This window comes from Pseudomonas poae (assembly GCF_001439785.1).
Lineage (GTDB): Bacteria > Pseudomonadota > Gammaproteobacteria > Pseudomonadales > Pseudomonadaceae > Aquipseudomonas > Aquipseudomonas poae.
In genome coordinates this window covers 259,698-277,389 of record NZ_JYLI01000001.1, presented here as the reverse complement: position 1 = coordinate 277,389, position 17,692 = coordinate 259,698, and the positions used below count along the sequence as shown (strand labels likewise).

At 61.7% G+C, this 17,692-nt stretch carries 14 protein-coding genes; 8 read left to right on the top strand and 6 right to left on the bottom strand.

The features are described 5' to 3' along the window. Positions 1-145 precede the first annotated feature (145 nt). Positions 146-1,183 (top strand): Ldh family oxidoreductase, encoded by a 1,038-nt coding sequence (locus TU75_RS00980; RefSeq protein ID WP_003236347.1) that lies wholly within the window; start codon positions 146-148, stop codon positions 1,181-1,183. Positions 1,184-1,217: 34 nt separating this feature from the next. On the opposite strand, the gene TU75_RS00975 is transcribed toward TU75_RS00980, so the two are convergent. Beyond that, positions 1,218-1,538, bottom strand: coding sequence for an ElaB/YgaM/YqjD family protein (locus tag TU75_RS00975; RefSeq protein ID WP_003236346.1), 321 nt, complete (start codon positions 1,536-1,538; stop codon positions 1,218-1,220). Positions 1,539-1,701: 163 nt separating this feature from the next. On the opposite strand from TU75_RS00975, the gene TU75_RS00970 reads away from it, so the two are divergent. Next, entirely contained in the window at positions 1,702-1,956 is a 255-nt protein-coding gene (locus tag TU75_RS00970) for a hypothetical protein (protein WP_003236345.1), read from the top strand. Here TU75_RS00970 and TU75_RS00965 read toward each other — a convergent pair. Beyond that, the gene (locus TU75_RS00965) at positions 1,949-2,857 is read right to left on the bottom strand and encodes a LysR family transcriptional regulator (RefSeq protein WP_060547954.1); all 909 of its coding nucleotides are present in this window, start codon (positions 2,855-2,857) and stop codon (positions 1,949-1,951) included. The two genes, TU75_RS00970 and TU75_RS00965, sit on opposite strands and share 8 nt — an antisense overlap. An 83-nt stretch (positions 2,858-2,940) precedes the next feature. Between TU75_RS00965 and TU75_RS00960 the strand changes: the two genes are divergently transcribed. Then, positions 2,941-3,867 carry a carbon-nitrogen hydrolase family protein gene (locus TU75_RS00960; protein ID WP_060547953.1) on the top strand — a complete coding sequence of 309 codons (927 nt, stop codon included), beginning with the start codon at positions 2,941-2,943 and terminating at the stop codon, positions 3,865-3,867. A gap of 69 nt (positions 3,868-3,936) precedes the next feature. Here the strand turns inward: TU75_RS00960 and TU75_RS00955 are convergent, their stop codons facing one another. The 3 genes from TU75_RS00955 to TU75_RS00945 form a co-directional block, all read right to left on the bottom strand. Beyond that, positions 3,937-4,398: an LEA/WHy family protein gene (locus tag TU75_RS00955; protein WP_003236341.1), complete on the bottom strand. Its 462-nt coding sequence runs from the start codon at positions 4,396-4,398 to the stop codon at positions 3,937-3,939. Between the two features lie 12 nt (positions 4,399-4,410). After that, positions 4,411-5,838: a nucleobase:cation symporter-2 family protein gene (locus TU75_RS00950; protein WP_060547952.1), complete on the bottom strand. Its 1,428-nt coding sequence runs from the start codon at positions 5,836-5,838 to the stop codon at positions 4,411-4,413. 74 nt (positions 5,839-5,912) lie between these two features. After that, the gene (locus TU75_RS00945; RefSeq protein WP_060547951.1) at positions 5,913-7,046 is read right to left on the bottom strand and encodes a Gfo/Idh/MocA family protein; all 1,134 of its coding nucleotides are present in this window, start codon (positions 7,044-7,046) and stop codon (positions 5,913-5,915) included. Positions 7,047-7,360: 314 nt separating this feature from the next. Between TU75_RS00945 and TU75_RS00940 the strand changes: the two genes are divergently transcribed. Together TU75_RS00940 and TU75_RS00935 are read left to right on the top strand one after the other, a co-directional pair. After that, positions 7,361-8,401 carry a WD40/YVTN/BNR-like repeat-containing protein gene (locus TU75_RS00940; protein ID WP_032871155.1) on the top strand — a complete coding sequence of 347 codons (1,041 nt, stop codon included), beginning with the start codon at positions 7,361-7,363 and terminating at the stop codon, positions 8,399-8,401. Positions 8,402-8,416: 15 nt separating this feature from the next. Beyond that, positions 8,417-10,792 carry an efflux RND transporter permease subunit gene (locus TU75_RS00935; protein ID WP_060547950.1) on the top strand — a complete coding sequence of 792 codons (2,376 nt, stop codon included), beginning with the start codon at positions 8,417-8,419 and terminating at the stop codon, positions 10,790-10,792. A gap of 81 nt (positions 10,793-10,873) precedes the next feature. Here TU75_RS00935 and TU75_RS00930 read toward each other — a convergent pair whose 3' ends face one another. Beyond that, positions 10,874-15,754 carry a dermonecrotic toxin domain-containing protein gene (locus TU75_RS00930; protein WP_060547949.1) on the bottom strand — a complete coding sequence of 1,627 codons (4,881 nt, stop codon included), beginning with the start codon at positions 15,752-15,754 and terminating at the stop codon, positions 10,874-10,876. A gap of 141 nt (positions 15,755-15,895) precedes the next feature. Between TU75_RS00930 and TU75_RS00925 the strand changes: the two genes are divergently transcribed. The 3 genes from TU75_RS00925 (at position 15,896) to TU75_RS00915 (ending at position 17,685) form a co-directional block, all read left to right on the top strand. Then, entirely contained in the window at positions 15,896-16,186 is a 291-nt protein-coding gene (locus TU75_RS00925) for a DUF5629 family protein (RefSeq protein WP_003236330.1), read from the top strand. Continuing rightward, on the top strand, positions 16,173-17,348 hold the full coding sequence (locus TU75_RS00920) for a lactonase family protein (protein ID WP_003236328.1): 1,176 nt from the start codon (positions 16,173-16,175) through the stop codon (positions 17,346-17,348). The genes TU75_RS00925 and TU75_RS00920 overlap by 14 nt, the downstream gene beginning before the upstream one ends. 157 nt (positions 17,349-17,505) lie before the next feature. Then, positions 17,506-17,685, top strand: a complete 180-nt coding sequence (locus TU75_RS00915; protein WP_003236326.1) for a hypothetical protein — start codon at positions 17,506-17,508, stop codon at positions 17,683-17,685. Positions 17,686-17,692: the final 7 nt, after the last annotated feature.

The following is a 17,692-nucleotide window of genomic DNA, read 5'->3' as shown; positions in this document are numbered from 1 at the left end:
GGGCTGTCAGTCGTCACCGTAATGGCCGCCGCAATGCCTGGGGTGTTACATAGCTGAAGCAGACGTTGACAGCAGCCACGGGCCGCGTTGTTTAATCGGCGGTGTGCATTCTCGTTGTCTCGCCCTTATAAAATCGGAGCTACAGATGTCTGCCCAGTCCCCGATCGTCGACCCTCCTTCAGCGTTCATCGGTTTTGAGGCGTTGGTGGCGTTGCTGCACGGCCTGTTCGTCAAGCACGGCACCTCGCCCGAAGTGGCCGCGATCCTTGCCCGCAATTGCGCCAGTGCCGAGCGCGACGGCGCCCATAGCCATGGCATTTTCCGTATTCCCGGTTACCTCAGCACACTGGCCAGCGGTTGGGTCGACGGCCAGGCCGTGCCGCAGGTGACGGATGTGGCTTCAGGCTTCGTGCGCGTGGACGCCGGCAACGGGTTTGCCCAGCCCGCTTTGGAGGCGGCGCGCGCGCTGCTGGTGGACAAGGCCCGCAGCGCCGGGATTGCCTTGCTGGCGATTCACAACTCCCATCATTTCGCCGCACTGTGGCCGGACGTCGAACCCTTCGCCGAAGAAGGCCTGGTGGCGCTGAGCGTGGTCAACAGCATGACCTGCGTGGTGCCCCATGGCGCCGACCGGCCGCTGTTCGGCACCAACCCCATCGCGTTTGCCGCCCCCCGTGCCGACGGCCCGCCGATTGTGTTTGACCTTGCCACCAGCGCCATCGCCCATGGCGATGTGCAGATCGCCGCGCGCAAGGGCGAGCGCCTGCCCCCCGGGATGGGCGTCGACAGCCTCGGCCAGCCCACCCAGGATCCCAAGGCGGTGCTGGAAGGCGGCGCGCTGTTGCCCTTCGGCGGCCACAAGGGCTCGGCGTTATCCATGATGGTCGAGCTGCTGGCGGCGGCCTTGACGGGCGGCAATTTTTCTTTCGAATTCAACTGGGCGGACCATCCGGGGGCGCGCACGCCCTGGACCGGGCAATTGCTGATCGTGATCGACCCGAGCAAAACTGCCGGGCAGAGCTTCGCCGAGCGCAGCCAGGAACTGGTGCGGCAGATGCATGCGGCAGGGTTACGGCGGTTACCGGGGGATCGGCGCCATCGCACGCGGGCGAAGTCGCTGGAAGCGGGTATCGAGATTGACGCGCAGGATCTTCAACGGTTGCAGGACTTGGCGCGAAGCTAAAAGGGGCTGCGCATCAGGCGCAGCCCCCCGGCAATCAGTTACGACGACCCAGCAACAGGCCAACCACCAGACCGAAGCCTGCGGAAATTGCCACGGTCTGCCACGGGTGACCACCGATGTAGGTCTCGGTGGCATCCACCACCGGCTTGCTGCGCTCGCGCACGCTGGAAACCGAGTCCAGTGCCTGCTTGAGTTTGATGGCAACCTGCTCGCGCAGGGTTTCGCCTTCTTCGCCCACCAGGGCTGCGCTGCTCTTGAGCAACTTGTCGGATTCTTCGATTAGCGCCGTCAGTTCACTGAAGGCTTGATCCTTGATTTGTTCTTCGGCGGCTTGGGCAGCGGTTTTGCGGGCCATTGGGTGACTCCTTGCAGGTGAATGTGACAGTGAACAATGGAGTATCCGGCGTCGACAAAAGTTGCAGTTTTTTTGCCGGTCGCCGGTTTGCAGCAAAAACCGAATCAGGATCGTTCGACCTACGGTGTAAGATGACACCTATTTGTGCAGCAGGTAATTCAACATGAGCTTCAATCTCGCCAACAAAACCCTCGCCGAACGCGCCGAGCTGGAAGATGAAAAGGCCCGTCTCTACGACCTGTGGCAGAGCAATCTGGGCAAGGCCAAGGGCGAAGCCGCGCGGTTGTTTGGCGAGCGCGCCAAGCGCAAGGGCAAATGGGCCGAATGGGTGCGCGCCGAGCTTGATGGGATGTCGCCACCGGAGTTCTCCGGCATGGTGCGCAGCGAAGTCAACAAGCTGATGGCGGCCGCTAAATAAAGCACGCCACAATCGCCTCGCGCACCTTGAGCAACATCGGGTCCAGCTGCGCCTGGGTGCGCCAGCCCAACTCCACCGGGTAGCGCGGCAGCGCCAGCGGGCAAGGCAGCATGCGCAGGCTGGTCATTTGCGCAATCGCCTGCGCCGCATGCCCGGGAATGGTTGCGACCGCCTGGCTGCCCTTGAGCAGAAAAGGCAGCGCCGCGAAGTGGCTGGTGGATGCGCACACCCGCCGGCTCAACCCCTTTGCGGCCAAGCCTTCGTCGGTAATTCCGATAAACCCGCCCGACGACACCAGCACATGCTCGCGCGTGACGAAGTCCTGCAGGTCGATGCCTGGCTGACCGGGCGCCAGACTGTTGGCATCCACCAGACACCGATAGTCACCGTCACCCACGACTTGGCGACTTAGCCGGCGCTCGGCAAAACCACCGGCGGTGATGGCCAGGTCCAGGGTGCGATCGAGCAGGGCGCCAGCGACGATCTGGCTATGGGTCTGACGGAAAATCACCCGCAGTTGCGGCGCGCGGTGTGCGATCTCATCCATCAACCGCCGGCCGTAGGCAATCTCGAAGTCATCGGACAAGCCCAGTACCACGGAGCGTCCCTGATAGTGCGCGTTATCCGGATTGACCATGGCCAGACTCTGCCTGCAACGGTCCAGCGCCTCACTGATCACCGGTTTCAGCTGATTGGCGCGCAAGGTCGGCGCCAGGCCACGGCCGGTGCGTACGAACAGCGGGTCGCCATACACGTCGCGCAACCGGCGCAACCCGGCGCTGATGGCCGATTGCGTCACACCCAGGCGCAACGCCGCGCGGCTGGCGCTGCACTCGTCATGCAGGGCTTCGAAGGTTTTCAGCAGGTTGAGGTCGACCTGGGCGATATTCGTCTGGTTCATATCATTCAGCAGTGAAGTGGGCTTTATTCATGATCCCGGCTGGCCGGAGAATGGGCAACCCCCTTGATTCCGGAGTGATCGTAATGCCTGTTTCTACCGTGGCTGCTTTGCAAATCGGCTCCCTGCCTGGCGGCAAGGCCGAGACCCTGGCGCAAATCCTCGGTTACGAGGAGCAAATCCTGCGCAGTGGTGCGCAATTGGTGGTGATGCCTGAGGCGCTGCTGGGTGGCTACCCGAAGGGCGAGGGTTTCGGCACGCAATTGGGTTATCGCCTGCCCCAGGGGCGCGAGGCCTTTGCGCGCTATTTTGCCAATGCCATCGACGTGCCCGGTGCCGAGACCGAGGCGCTGGCCGGCTTGTCCACGCGCACCGGGGCCAGCCTGGTGCTGGGCGTGATCGAGCGCAGTGGCAGCACGCTATATTGCACCCTGTTGTATTTCGAACCGGCGGGAGGTCTCGTTGCCAAGCACCGCAAACTGATGCCCACCGGCACCGAACGACTGATCTGGGGCAAGGGCGACGGCTCGACCCTGCCGGTCATCGACACCGCCGTGGGCCGCATCGGCGGCGCGGTGTGCTGGGAGAACATGATGCCGTTGTTGCGCACGGCGATGTACGCAAAGGGCGTTGAAGTGTGGTGCGCACCCACGGTGGACGAGCGCGAGATGTGGCAGGTGAGCATGCGCCATGTGGCCCATGAGGGCCGCTGCTTTGTGGTCAGCGCCTGCCAGGTGCAGGCCTCGCCCGACGCGCTGGGGATTGAGGTTGCCAACTGGCCCGCGAACCGCCCGTTGATCGCCGGCGGCAGCCTGATTGTCGGCCCCATGGGCGACATCCTTGCCGGCCCGCTGCTGGGCGAAGCGGGGCTGTTGATCGCGCGGATCGACACCGATGAGCTGGTGCGCGCGCGTTATGACTACGACGTGGTGGGCCATTACGCCAGGCCGGACGTGTTCGAACTGAGCGTGGACGAACGCGAGAAACCTGGCGTGCGTTTTATCACCGACTAGCGCTGCGGCGAGTCAAGCCGTGGCCCGTGTCACGCCTGCTCACCACAGGCCACGATTATTTTTCCTGTGCTACCAGGTCGCCGTGTTCGGCAGGTTCAGCGTGCCACGGTCCACAAAACGCTGGGTGCCGAACAGCCCGCCCGCCAGCTTGCCGCGCAGCACGTACGGCAGGTTGTTCAGGCTTTGGGTCTGGCTCAGGCCCAGGGTCTGGCGCAACACGGAAAATGCCGAGACGCTGACCGGAACCGTTACGACCGTCTCGGAAAAACGCGGGATATTGCCGACTTGATCACTCACCCCGGACGCCAGCGGCCGCCCGTTGACCTCCAGGTCCAGCGCCACGCCGTTGTATTCAATCGCTGTTTCATTGGGGTTCTGCACCCGCAGTTTCACCGCGAAGCGCACTTCCAGGTCCTGGCTCTGCAGGGGCTCGATGCCCACCACGGTGATGTTGACCGGATCGCGACTGGGCAACAGCGCGCAGGCGCTCAAGGTCAACAGCAGTAACGATAGAACCATGAGCTTGCGCATCTGAATCTGCTCCTATTTCGTGACGTCCGGGTCCTGCATCACCTTGAGGGTGGAGGATTCCGGATCAAATTCATCGTCTTCCAGCGCTATGAACGTCTCGGGCAGGAATACGTTCAGCAGGATTGCACAGAACGCGCCCACGGTGATCGGCGATTCGAAAATGTCGTGCAACGCCTTGGGCAGGTCGCGCAGCACTTCGGGCACGGCGGCCACGCCCAGGCCCATGCCAAGGGAAATCGCCACGATCAGCACATTGCGCCGGTGCAGGCCGGCTTCGGCGAGGATTTTGATCCCGGCCACCGCCACGGTGCCGAACATGATCAGCGTGGCGCCGCCCAGCACTGGCTTGGGCATCAATTGCAGTACCGCGCCGATCATCGGGAACAGCCCCAGCAGCACCAGCAGGCCGGCGATAAAGTAGGCAACGTAACGACTGGCTACGCCGGTCAACTGAATCACGCCGTTGTTCTGCGCGAACGTCACCATCGGCAAGCTGTTGAAGGTAGCGGCCATGGCCGAGTTGAGCCCGTCGGCCAGCAGTCCGGACTTGATTCGCTTGATGTACAGCGGGCCCTTGACCGGCTGCTGGGAAATCATCGAGTTGGCGGTCAGGTCGCCTGCCGCTTCCAGTGGCGAAATCAGGAAGATCACCGCCACCGGGACAAACGCCACCCAATCGAACGAAAATCCATATTTGAACGGCACCGGCACGCTGATCAACGGCACCTGGGGCAGGGCGGCCATGTCGACGCGGCCCAGCCACCAGGCCACTACGAAGCCGAGGGTCAGGCCGATCACAATCGAGCCCAGACGCAAGAAGGCATTGTTGAAGCGGTTGAGCACGACGATGGTCAGCAGCACCAGCGCGGCCAGCCCCATATTGCTGGCCGCGCCCAAATCCTTGGCGCCAAAGCCGCCGGCCATGTCGGTAACCGCCACCTTGATCAGCGACAGCCCCATCAGGGTAATGATGGTGCCCGTCACCACCGGCGTGATCAGCTTGCGCAGCTTGCCGATGAACTGGCTGAGTGCCACTTCAATAAACGCGGCGAAAAAGCACACGCCAAAAATGGTCGAGAGGATTTCATCCGTGCCGCCGCCTCGCGCCTTGACCATGAACCCGGCGCTGAGAATCACGCTGATAAACGAAAAACTGGTGCCCTGCAGGCACAACAGGCCCGAGCCGATGGGGCCGAAAGTGCGCGCCTGCACGAAGGTGCCCAGCCCCGAGACGAACAGCGCCATGCTCACCAGGTACGGCACTTCGCGTTCCAGGCCCAGCACGCCGCCAACGATCAGGGTCGGCGTGATGATGCCGACAAAGCTCGCCAGCACATGCTGCAACGCGGCAAACACCGCTGCCGTGAAGTGTGGACGGTCTTCGAGGCCGTAGATCAGCTCGGATTTATAGCGCGGGCGTGGGGATTGAGCGTCAGACAAAATGCGGGCTCGGGTCAGAAAAGGGAGGCGCAGGATGCCAGAAAGTCCTCAGCGTCTGAAGTGTAAATAGCTATTCAAGCCGCCGTCTCGCCGTTCACCTCGCTGATTTTGACCCAACGCTCCTCCCGCGCCGCCAGGCGAATCGCGGTCGCCAGTCGCTCCACTTCCCATGCGTCGTCAAAATCGCTGCCATTCGCGCCTTCGCCAGCCAGCGCCATGATCAATTCCTGCACTTCCAGAGTCTTCAATTCGTTGTAGCCCAACTGATGCCCTGCCGCCGGGCTGAATGCGGCGTAGCCGGGCAAATCAGGACCGGCCAGCACACGTTCAAAGCCCGTTTGGCCGGCGCGGTACACGCGCAGCTCATTCAGGCGTTCCTGATCGAACGCCAGGGTGCCGTGGGTGCCGCTGACTTCGAAACTCAGGTGGTTCTTGTAGCCGTGTTTGAGCCAGCTGCTGCTCACCGTACCGCGCGCGCCGTTGGCGAAGCGCAACAGCGCGTGCACTTGATCATCCACCGCGATGGTTTTGAGACTGTCGCTGCCTTTAACCGCCGGGCGTTGGGCGTGCACGGTGTGGGTGTCGGCGCACACGCTGACTACATCGCCGATCAGGTAACGCGCCATCGACAGCAAGTGGCTGCCCAGGTCCGCCAGGGCACCGCCGGCATGTTCCACTTCGCAGCGCCATGACCAGGGCGAATCAGGGTCGGCCATGAAGTCTTCGCTGAACTCGCCCTGGAAGCTGATGATCTGGCCCAGATCGCCGTTGGCGATCATCTGCCGCGCCAGGTCGATCATCGGGTTGTGCTGATAGTTGTAGCCGACCCGCGTGACTACGCCTGCTGCATGGGCGGCGCGGCGCATGGCATCGGCCTGCTCGAGGCTGACCGCCAGCGGTTTTTCGCAATACACCGCCTTGCCCGCCGCAATCGCGGCCATGGCCATGGGGTAATGCAAATGGTTGGGTGTGGTGATGGCCACGACGTCGACATCAGGGTCGTCGATCAGCGCCTGCCAGTCACCCTGAGCCTGGGCAAAACCCCAGGCTTTGGCGCAACGCGCGGCGCGCTCACTGTCAGCATCGGCCAGGGCGGCCAGCTTGAGCTGCACCGGCAGGTCGAACACGGTGCGGGCATTGTTGAACGCCAATGCGTGGGCGCGTCCCATAAAGCCTGTGCCGATCAAACCGATTCCGAGTTCGCGCATCGCCGTGTTCCTCTGCATTTTTATTTTCAGGAACGTTATTAATGGAATAAAAATTCTCTTAATTCAATACGTGGAATAAAAATTCATTGCCGCCCAATCAATCACTCTGGCGAATGCAGCTATATTCAGACGCTGACGAAAAGCCATCAGTTAACAAAAGATAACGTACCGCCGATTGTCAGGCGATTCCAAAGCCCGCTAGGATGGCCCGTGCTTGCTTCAGGCGCTCTAGAGTGCAGGTTTCAGCGCCCGGAAAGACGAGACCACCTGACAAAAAATAATAAATGGGAGAAAGGTCTATGAGTGAGCCTGTCATGGGTTGGGTTGTTTGCCGCCCACGCGCCGCACGCAGGGTTGCGATGCTGGCCACAGCGCTCTCGCTGCTTGGTGCTGTCGCGTTGTCGACCGCCGTCCAGGCTGCCAGCGATACCACCGCGCCCGCGGTGTCTGCGATTGAATCCTCCAAGGCCATCAAAGGCCTGATGATTGATGTGGTGCACGCCGGCAAACGTCTGGTGGCGGTCGGTGACCGCGGGCATATCCTCTATTCCGATGACCAGGGCAGCCACTGGACTCAGGCCAAAGTACCCACCCGGCAATTGCTCACAGCGGTGTTTTTTATCGATGACAAGCACGGTTGGGCGGTCGGCCATGACGCGCAGATTCTTGCGAGTACCGATGGCGGTGCCACCTGGGTTCAGCAATTTCAGGACCTCAAGCGCGAAGCCCCGTTGCTCGATATCTGGTTCAACGACGCCAGCCATGGCTTGGCCGTGGGCGCCTACGGGGCGCTGATCGAAACCACCGACGGTGGCACTACCTGGAACGACGTCAGCGACCGCCTCGACAACGAAGACCAGTACCACCTCAACGCGATCGCCGCGATCAAGGACGCCGGCCTGTTCATCGTCGGCGAGCAGGGCAGCATGTTCCGCTCCAGCGATAACGGCCAGACCTGGGAAAAACTCGAAGGCCCATACGAAGGCTCGCTGTTCGGCGTGATCGGCACGGCGCAACCGCAGACCCTGCTGGCCTATGGGCTGCGCGGCAATCTGTACCGCTCCAGCGATTTCGGCGGCACCTGGGAGCAGGTCGAACTGAACGCGGCGCGCGGAGCGCTGGAGTTTGGCCTGTCCGGCGCCACCTTGCTGGATGACGGTTCCATCGTCGTCGTCGGCAATGGTGGCAGCGTGGTCGTCAGCCATGACGACGGGCTGACCTTCAGCGTGTTCAATCGCCCGGACCGGATCTCGCTCTCGGCCGTCACGGCGGCGGGCAATGGCAACCTGATTCTGGTCGGGCAGGGCGGTGTGCGTGTGGCCACATCGGCTGGCGCCGAACCGACAAAACAATAATAAGGGCGGGACAGCATGAGCAGTCATCACAACGATAAAGCGACCTTCCTTGAACGCCTGATCTTCAACAACCGCCCGGCAGTCATCGTGATCTGCCTGCTGGTGAGCATTTTCCTGTTCTGGCAGGCGACCCTGATTCGCCCGTCCACCAGCTTCGAAAAAATGATCCCCCTCAAGCACCCCTTCATCGAAAAGATGATGGAGCACCGCAACGACCTGGCCAATCTCGGCAACACAGTGCGCATCTCGGTGGAGGCCAAAGACGGCGACATCTTCACCCAGGATTACATGGAGACCCTGCGCCAGATCAACGACGAGGTGTTCTACATCTCCGGCGTCGACCGTTCGGGGCTCAAGTCGCTGTGGAGCCCCAGCGTGCGCTGGACCGAAGTCACCGAAGAAGGGTTTGCCGGCGGTGAGGTGATCCCGCAGAGCTACAACGGCTCGCCGGCCAGCCTCGATCAACTGCGCAACAACGTGCTCAAGTCCGGCCAGGTCGGACGTCTGGTGTCCAACGATTTCAAGTCGAGCATCGTCGATATCCCGTTGCTGGAGTCCTACCCGGACCCGCAGGATCAGGGCAAGTTGCTGGCTCTGGACTATCGCAAGTTTTCCCATGAACTCGAAGACAAGATCCGCGACAAGTTCGAAGCGCAGAACCCCAACGTCAAGATCCACATCGTGGGCTTTGCCAAAAAGGTCGGCGACCTGATCGACGGCCTGGTGATGGTGGTGCTGTTCTTCGGCATCGCGTTCGTCATTACGCTGGTCCTGTTGTTGTGGTTCACCAACTGCCTGCGCAGCACCATCGCAGTATTGAGTACCACCCTGGTGGCGGTGGTGTGGCAACTGGGCTTGATGCACTTTTTCGGCTTCGGGCTCGACCCGTATTCGATGCTGGTGCCGTTCCTGATTTTCGCCATCGGTATTTCCCACGGCGTACAGAAAATCAACGGTATCGCCCTGCAGTCCAGTGAGGCCGACAACGCGCTCACCGCAGCGCGGCGTACCTTCCGCCAATTGTTCCTGCCGGGCATGATCGCGATTCTGGCCGATGCGGTGGGTTTCATTACCCTGCTGATCATCGACATCGGCGTAATCCGTGAGCTGGCCATCGGCGCGTCCATCGGCGTGGCGGTGATCGTATTCACCAACCTGATCCTGCTGCCGGTGGCGATTTCCTACGTGGGCATCAGCAAGCGCGCCATCGCCAGAAGCAAGAAAGACGCGAACCGCGAACACCCGTTCTGGCGCCTGCTGTCCAGATTCGCCAGCGCCAAAGTCGCGCCGGTCTCGATCCTGCTGGCGCTGGTCGCGTTTGGCGGCGGTCTCTGGTACAGCCAGAACCTCAAGATCGGCGACCTGGACCAGGGCGCGCCGGAGCTGCGTCCGGACTCGCGCTACAACAAGGACAACAACTTCATCATCAGCAATTACTCCACCAGCTCCGACGTGCTGGTGGTGATGGTCAAGACCAAGGCCGAAGGCTGCTCGCGCTATGAAGCCATGGCGCCCATCGACCAGTTGATGTGGAAGATGCAGAACACCGAGGGCGTGCAGTCGGCGATCTCGCTGGTGACCGTGTCCAAGCAGATGATCAAGGGCATGAACGAGGGCAACCTGAAATGGGAAACCCTGTCGCGCAACCCCGACGTGCTGAACAACTCCATCGCCCGCGCTGATGGCCTGTACAACAACAATTGCTCGCTGGCGCCGGTGCTGGTGTTCCTCAACGACCACAAGGCCGAAACCCTCGACCGCGCGGTGCACGCTGTGCAGGACTTCGCCAGGGAGAACAACAAGGACGGCCTGGAATTCATCCTCGCCGCCGGTAACGCCGGGATCGAAGCGGCCACCAACGAGGTCATCAAGGCGTCGGAACTGACCATTCTGATTCTGGTGTACCTGTGCGTGGCGACCATGTGCATGATCACCTTCCGCTCCTGGGCGGCAACCCTGTGCATCGTGCTGCCGCTGGTGCTGACCTCGGTGCTGGGCAACGCGCTGATGGCGTTCATGGGCATCGGCGTCAAGGTCGCGACGTTGCCGGTGGTGGCGTTGGGTGTGGGCATTGGCGTGGACTACGGCATCTACATCTACAGTCGCCTGGAAAGCTTCCTGCGCGCCGGCCTGCCGCTGCAGGAGGCTTATTACCAAACACTTAAGTCCACCGGTAAAGCCGTGCTGTTTACCGGCTTGTGCCTGGCGATCGGCGTGTGCACCTGGATCTTCTCGGCGATCAAGTTCCAGGCCGACATGGGGCTGATGCTGACCTTCATGTTGCTGTGGAACATGTTTGGCGCGCTGTGGCTGTTGCCGGCGCTGGCGCGGTTCCTGATCAAACCCGAAAAGCTGGCGGGCAAGAAAGGCAACTCGTTGTTCGCGCACTGAGTGGGTCACTCGCGGCCAGGCCTCGCCGCGCCGATCCGCCCCAAGGCCCGACCTCCGGGTCCTGGGGCGACCGTTACGGTTTCAACCCGCAGTAGACGGCGCGATGTTGAGGAACAACCGGTCTGTCGGCGGCTCGATCAACACATAGAGGATCTTGCCCAAGGGCTCGGCGCCGGCTTCCTGCTGAGCACGCAGTTGGACTTGCACATGCTGTTTGAGCAGATCCTTTTGCGTGAATTTGCGTTGCTCGGGCAGTTTTAGATGGGCGCGGGTGTAAGCCGTGGGCGCAGCCTGCGCCGATGCGTAATGAAAGTGCGCGTACCACAACACCGCTGCTGGCTTGCGGGCCTTGTCGTAGACGGCGTACTCGGTAAAGAAGTCGCCGCTCAAGGTGGGGCGCAGTGGGTCAGCCTGGCTGGTCAGGTTGATGTCGATTTCCTTGTGGCGCCACAGGTAATCGATACCTTCCAGGGTTGGCCATTGTTGCTTGTAGGCATCGCTGGTGACGCGCTGGGCCTTGCGATTCATGTCACGGGCGTTCGCCCTGAAATCATCGATCAGATCCTGCGCCGCCGGACTGCCGGGATGTTCGCGAGCAATGGTGTCCGCAAGCGCGTCAAGCTTGCTCGCCTGTGTGCTGAGCAACGCATCCCAGTCCGCGGGGTTGACCTCCTGACGGGTCAGCGGTGATAGCAGTTTCTGCTGCTGGGTGCCGATGACGCGCTCAATCTCCTGACGTTGTCGGATCAGCTCCAGACCCTGGCTTTTCAGGGTGGTCAGCGATTGAACCGTGGGCGCCGGTTCAGGCGTCACGGGCGTGTCCTGACGTGCCTGCGCCCAGCCGTCCGCCTGCTGGTCATACCTGGCAATGGCTTCGCCGGTCATCGTGTCGGTGATGACCATGTGTGTTGTGCCGCTCGCCGCACCTGCCGACTGCAGGTCACCGACGTAATAGCGGTGCTTGCGGGTTTTGAACACCCGTTTTGTGGCGGCCTTGGGAGGCAGCCTGTTTGCCGCAGGTTGCCGGCTTTCCAGCTCTTCCTGCTGGCTAACAACTGCTTCCAGCTCGCTTTCGGCCAGCCGACGAGCACTGTCCAGTTGCTTGAGCAGGCGTTCGGACGTCGTATGCAGGCGGCGCGGGTTGATCGTCTTGAGCGTCTGTGTGGCGTGTTCATAGCGCCGGTACATGACCAGCACCGTATCGTAGACCTGGCGTTGTTCTGCCAGGGTATAGCCTGAACTGCTGCGCACTTCGATATGGGACAGCACGGCTTTGGTCAGGTCCCGGTATTCCAGGTGTTCGACGTACAGGGCTTCCTGTGGCGTGCGTGTCAGCCCAGGCTCGAACGGTTCCACCATTACCCACGACAACGGGATCAGCGCGTTGAGTTTCAGGCTTTCGGAGAAGAAGTGCTGGGGGTACTTGATCCCGGCCAGCAGTGATTCTCGTATGGCACGGCCCGCTACGGAGTCCTGTTCCAGTTGATTCAGGGTGGCTTCCATCGCCTGGGAGAGCGTTGCCATGCGTTGCAGTGTGTCGGCCAGTTCTATCGCTCTGGCGACATGCTCGTTATAAGCGGTCGGATCTCCCAGCCATTTTTCCGGGAGCATGCGTGAAGCCAGCTCTGACATGGGCTCTCCACTGCCAGTGAAACGCAGCGTGTCGGCCCATCCCCTGAGGTAGGTGTGAATGGCTAACTGGTTACCCCACAGAGTCTGCAGTGTTTTGGCCCGGTCGCGCACGTGAACCCCGGCACCCCCGTACTTTTCCAGAGATCGACCCACCTCAACCAGCTCCAGGCGCAGGGGGAGCAACTGCTCATAGCGTGCCTGCAAAGGCTCCAGTAGCACTTCATACTGGTTGCGCAACCTGGCATAACCCTGCATTTCAAGTTGATGCCTTTTCACCAGCGCGGTTTTTTGCACGGTGTCAGCGTGCTCGAGCAGTTTCCACACTGTTTTGAGTGTGTTGCCCTGTTTGATCAAGTCGTCGTAGGCCGCCTGCATCCGCGTCAGCGATGCATTGAACTCATTCATCTGCTCGGTGATTTCCAGGGCGAGCGATTCCATTTTTGCGACCATTTCACGCGTTTTACGCTGGTTTTCCTCGCGTAGCTGCGCAAGACGTTTGGGGCCGCCGCCCAGCAGCTTCAGCCCGCGATCCAGGGTCCAATGGCCCTTGCCATCGGTTTTCAGCCTGATGCCGGGGTGTGCGGGCTTTTCGGGGTGGACAATAAACACTTCGTTGAACCCTGGAACGATGTTGACCCGGAACAACAACCCGCCCACCGACGCGTGCCAAACGCGATCTATCTTGTACAGCCCCTTGAGCGCGCCGATTTCGACGGGAGAGGGCGCAGGGTCCGGCCATGCCACTTTGTAGTTGAGAAGTTTGTCCCGCAGGCGCGCCGATGCGGTATCGCCGGCCAGTGAATGGTCAAAGTCAACCAGCGTGCGACCGCCACCCGGTGGTTCGGAGGGCAGGCCGACCACCCCACGCTTGATCACGGGCAGTGGTTTTGCCGCATGGTCCGCCGCGCGCCGCAGGGGCAGTCGGGCGAGGGTCGTCTGGTCAATCGGCGAACGTTGCGGTGTTGGCGATGCCGTAGCCTTATGCACCAGCACCATGGCGGTGTTGAGCAGTACGTCGATCCACGCCAGTTCCCGCGCAGTCGAGTCATCGCTGACCAGGGCCGGCAAGTCCTGGGCAAGACTCTGGATCAGTTGCACAAACCATCCCACCACTGCTGCCGGGCCGCGTACCAGCATCAATAAGGTATTGAAGCCCAGTTGCGCGCCTTCCAGGATCAGCGCCCAACGGCTTTCGGCATTGGAGGTCGACTCGCGGTCCGCCTGCTCCAGCAATTGGCGCGCTTCGCTGGTAAACAGGTACTCCATGAGTTGGCCGTTGGTCAGCGACTGCAGAAGCTCGGCGTTGCTTTCATCGTCAGTCGCAGCCAGTGTCGCCGGCGCGGGCACGGCGGGCAACGGGTCGAACTCCGCACCGATGCCGATGATGCGCACGTAATGGGGTTCGCTGAAGCCGCCATTGTCGTAGACGGTTCTAGCGTTTTCATCCAGCCACGCCAGCACGCTGTCCTGCAGTTCGCCCGGTTTCACGATGGCCTGGAGCAACCGCTCGCGACTGCTGAATTGCAGCAGTGACTGGCGGTAGGTCGGGCGATACAGCAGGTGCGGGCCGTCCTCTCCGTTACGCGCCTCGATGATGAACATGTGCTGCACCGCATCCGATTTCGCCCCAGGCTTGCGCTGAAAGGCCAGTGGGCGCATGACGATTTCGCGGTTATCGACATACCGTTCGACGCGGCTGGCAGCGAGCACTGCAGCCACGTAGTCGGCGCCCGTGGCGGTCAATCCCGCTTCGCCCTTGATCGCATGTTCCAGCGCCTGGCTTTTCAACTCGAGCGGGCGCTGGGAGATGAACCTGCTTTTACGTTGCTTCGCCTCGTCGGTATCGGTGAGCAATGCTTGGCGAATATAGCGGGTGTAGTTCAGGCCGATGTCCACCCGTTGCACCAGCCGCTCAACGTAGTCGGGCGTCAACCACGCTTCGATGGCCTGCCCGGAGGTGTCACGCAGGGTCATGGAGCCGCGCGGCTTGCCGGACAGATTTTTCAAGGCCAGGTCCACCAGGCTCATGCGCTCCGTTTCGACATAGCCCCCGCTGAGCGTGCCGTACGGCACTTTAAAGGTCAGTTCCAAATGGTCGGCGGTGTAGTGCGCAGCGTCTGTTTCACAGCTGCGTTTTCCGGTCAGCCAGGCGTTGCGCTCCAGGCACAATTGGTTGTCCAGATGGCGGCGGGCATACGTGCGGATGTCGTCCAGCCCCTCCAGCCACGTCTTTGCGTTGTCCAGCCGCCTGGCGCTGGCCTGTTCGAGCAGGCAGCCGTGGTAGGCCAGACGCAGGTCCGGCGAGGCGTGCTGCAGCCAGTCGGGCAGGACGGCTTCGATCCGCTGCAGGGGCGGCGGTGGCGTAACCGCAGCTTCGTCCAGTTGCGCGGCCGGGTCAGTGATCGATTCGAACAGCGCTTCCAGGCGATCCAGCGTGATCGCTTGCGTCAGGTCTACGGCTGCAATGTCTTCGAGTTGGCCATTGAGCACCAGTGCGGCCTGCACCTCGAAAATATTGCCGTCGGGCTCATAAAGTTGCCAGGTAACGCTGTCGGCGGTGAACCGTTGTGCCATGCGCCGCCCCCAGGCTTGGCCAAACGCATCCAGGCTCGGGTACGCTTCGATGCGTCCCGACAGGCCGCACAGCCATACCTGTTTACCATCGACCAACACAATATCGCTCGATTGCACGGTGACTCGGGTTTCGCCCTGAACCAGGCGGGTCTCCACGCTGTAGGCATGCAGCGAAGATTCTGCTCCGGCGCGCTGGCTGCGGGTTTCGCGCGCAGGGTAGTCGGCCAGGTGGATGAGTCGTTGCAACGCGGGCACATCATCGGCCAACTGGCGGATGGCCGCGGCGCGCAGCTGGCCCTGCAAGATTGCGGAGAACCAGTGCCAGCGGCTGCCTCCGGCATCGCCGGGCTTATTCCAGTAGGCCGTCAGCGCGTCTTGAACGCCCACGTGCACGATAAACGGCAACTCGCGGATGACCGCTTCGACCACCGCCAGCTTATAGCTGCGCGTGCCGTTGTGTTCAAAGCTCAACCGCGTGCCGCTGGCATCACTCAGGTAAGCGTCGAGTCCGTCGCGTGCAGTGAACTCAGGGAAAATGCCGGTGGCGATGTACTCAAGCGCCACCTCGAGCAACGGGCTCAAACTACGCCCGCCGCCCTCACGGGGCAGCGCCAAACGCAACTGTGCGACGGGCAGCGTCAGCGGCGGGTATTTTTCCTGAAGGTGATCGGCGAGCATCTGCGCCACCACCGTTCGCAGGGTCGGGCGTGTGCGGAACTGGGCCTCTACGGCGCGTTTGATCAAGGTATCGGTCACGGGTATTCCTTTACGAAAGAGAAGGGGACCCGTGTACGTTAGGGACCGTCGCGCCGTGCGGGCGTTAGCCGGTTACCGCCACCCTCTGACGCGCGAACTCGCCTATCATGTGCACCTTCCTTTTCAGATGACCGATGCGTAATGACTGCCGACAACCTCACCACCGCCCTCACCACCGCCGACATGCTTGAGATCGACGGGTTGCACGCCTTCGAATTTGAGCTGTCAGAAGAAAAGCTGCAGATCACCGCCATGGACGGCCGTGCTGAAAAGCGCTGGACGTTCAGCCTGGAGCAGGTCGAACACGCCACCTTTGACCAGACCCTGCAAAGCTGGACCCTGACCGGTGACTCGGGCGAGCATCGCCTGATCTGCATGAGTGCGATCACCGGCAACAATAACGATGAGGACGACGAGCATGATGATGCGTAAATTCTGGCCGCTGCTGATGGCGGGCAGTGTCGGTGCAATGTCGGTGCAGGCTGCACCGGCCGACACCCATGACCTGTTGGTGGGCAGCTACACCGCCGGCAGCAGCGAAGGTATCTACCGCCTGCAGTTCGACAGCCGCACCGGCCAGTTCAACGGCAAGCCGGTGCTGGCGGCCAAGGCGGCCAATCCGTCCTGGCTGACCCTTTCCAAAGACCAGAAGCGCCTCTACGTGGTCAACGAAAATGGCCCGGGCCAGCAGGACGCGGTCGGCCGCGTCAGCGGCTACAGCATTGACCCGCAGAATCATCAGCTCAGCCTGATCAACCAGGTGCAGAGCCTGGGCAATGAGCCGACCCATTCCAGCATCGCGGCTGACGGGCGCTATCTGTTCGTCGCCAACTACTCGGTTCTGGAGGATCCGGGCGGCAGCCTGGCGATTCTGCCGCTGGACGCCAGCGGCAAGCTGTCGGCACCGGTGCAAATGAGCGGACACCCGGCCAGTGGCGTGAACCCTGAACGCCAGGCCTCCAACCATGTGCACTCGGTGGTGGCGTCGCCCGATGGCAACTACGTGTTCGTGCAGGACCTGGGTGCCGACAAGGTGTTCGTCTACCGCTACGACCCCAAGGCCAATCACGAACAACCGTTGACCCCGGCCAAGCCGGCGTCGGTGCAACTGCCGGCGGGCAGCGGTCCGCGTCACCTGCTGTTCAGCGCCGACGGCAAGCATGCCTGGCTGACCACCGAGATGAGTGCCCAGATTGCGGTGTTCGATTATCAGGACGGCCAGCTCACCCAGACCCAACTGGTGGAGTACGCCACTGGCCAGCCGGTGACCGATAAGGCCGGTGCAGCGTTGCATGCCTCCAGCGACGGCAAGTTCCTGTACGTGAGCAATCGCGGTACGGCCAATCAGTTGCTGGTGTTCAGCATCGACCCGGCCACGGCGCACCTCAAGCAGATTCAAAAACGCTCCGTCGAGGGCGACCACCCGCGTGAATTCAGCCTGGACCCGAGCGGCAAGTTCGTGCTGATCGCCAACCAGAAAAGCAATGAAATCGTAGTGGTCGAGCGCGACCAGAAGACCGGCCTGCTGGGTAAAACCGTGCAGAAACTGCCTATTGATGCGCCCAGCGACCTCAAGTTTCTGGTGCGTCAATAAGCCACAGGCCCCGCAACGCGGGGCCTGAGCTTTTCCATTAATTCTGTTAATAGCGGCTACTGTTTCAAAGCATTTCCAAGGTTCAACGCCTCGGGCGTAAGTTGAGTCCCAAGGCCTTCCCCGGCCACTCAACCAAACGAACACGAGGGTTACCGCCATGAACTTGAATCTCTTCTCCATCATCGCCGCTTCTGCTGTCTCCGCCACTGTTGCCTTGCCAGCGGCTGCCAGTGTGGACGTCACCGACAAAAAATCCAGCACCAGCGCCTATACCCAGAAGTACCTGCAACAAAGCGCCAACTTCTATGCCGCCCTCGATCACAAGACCCTGCGATAAGCTTGAA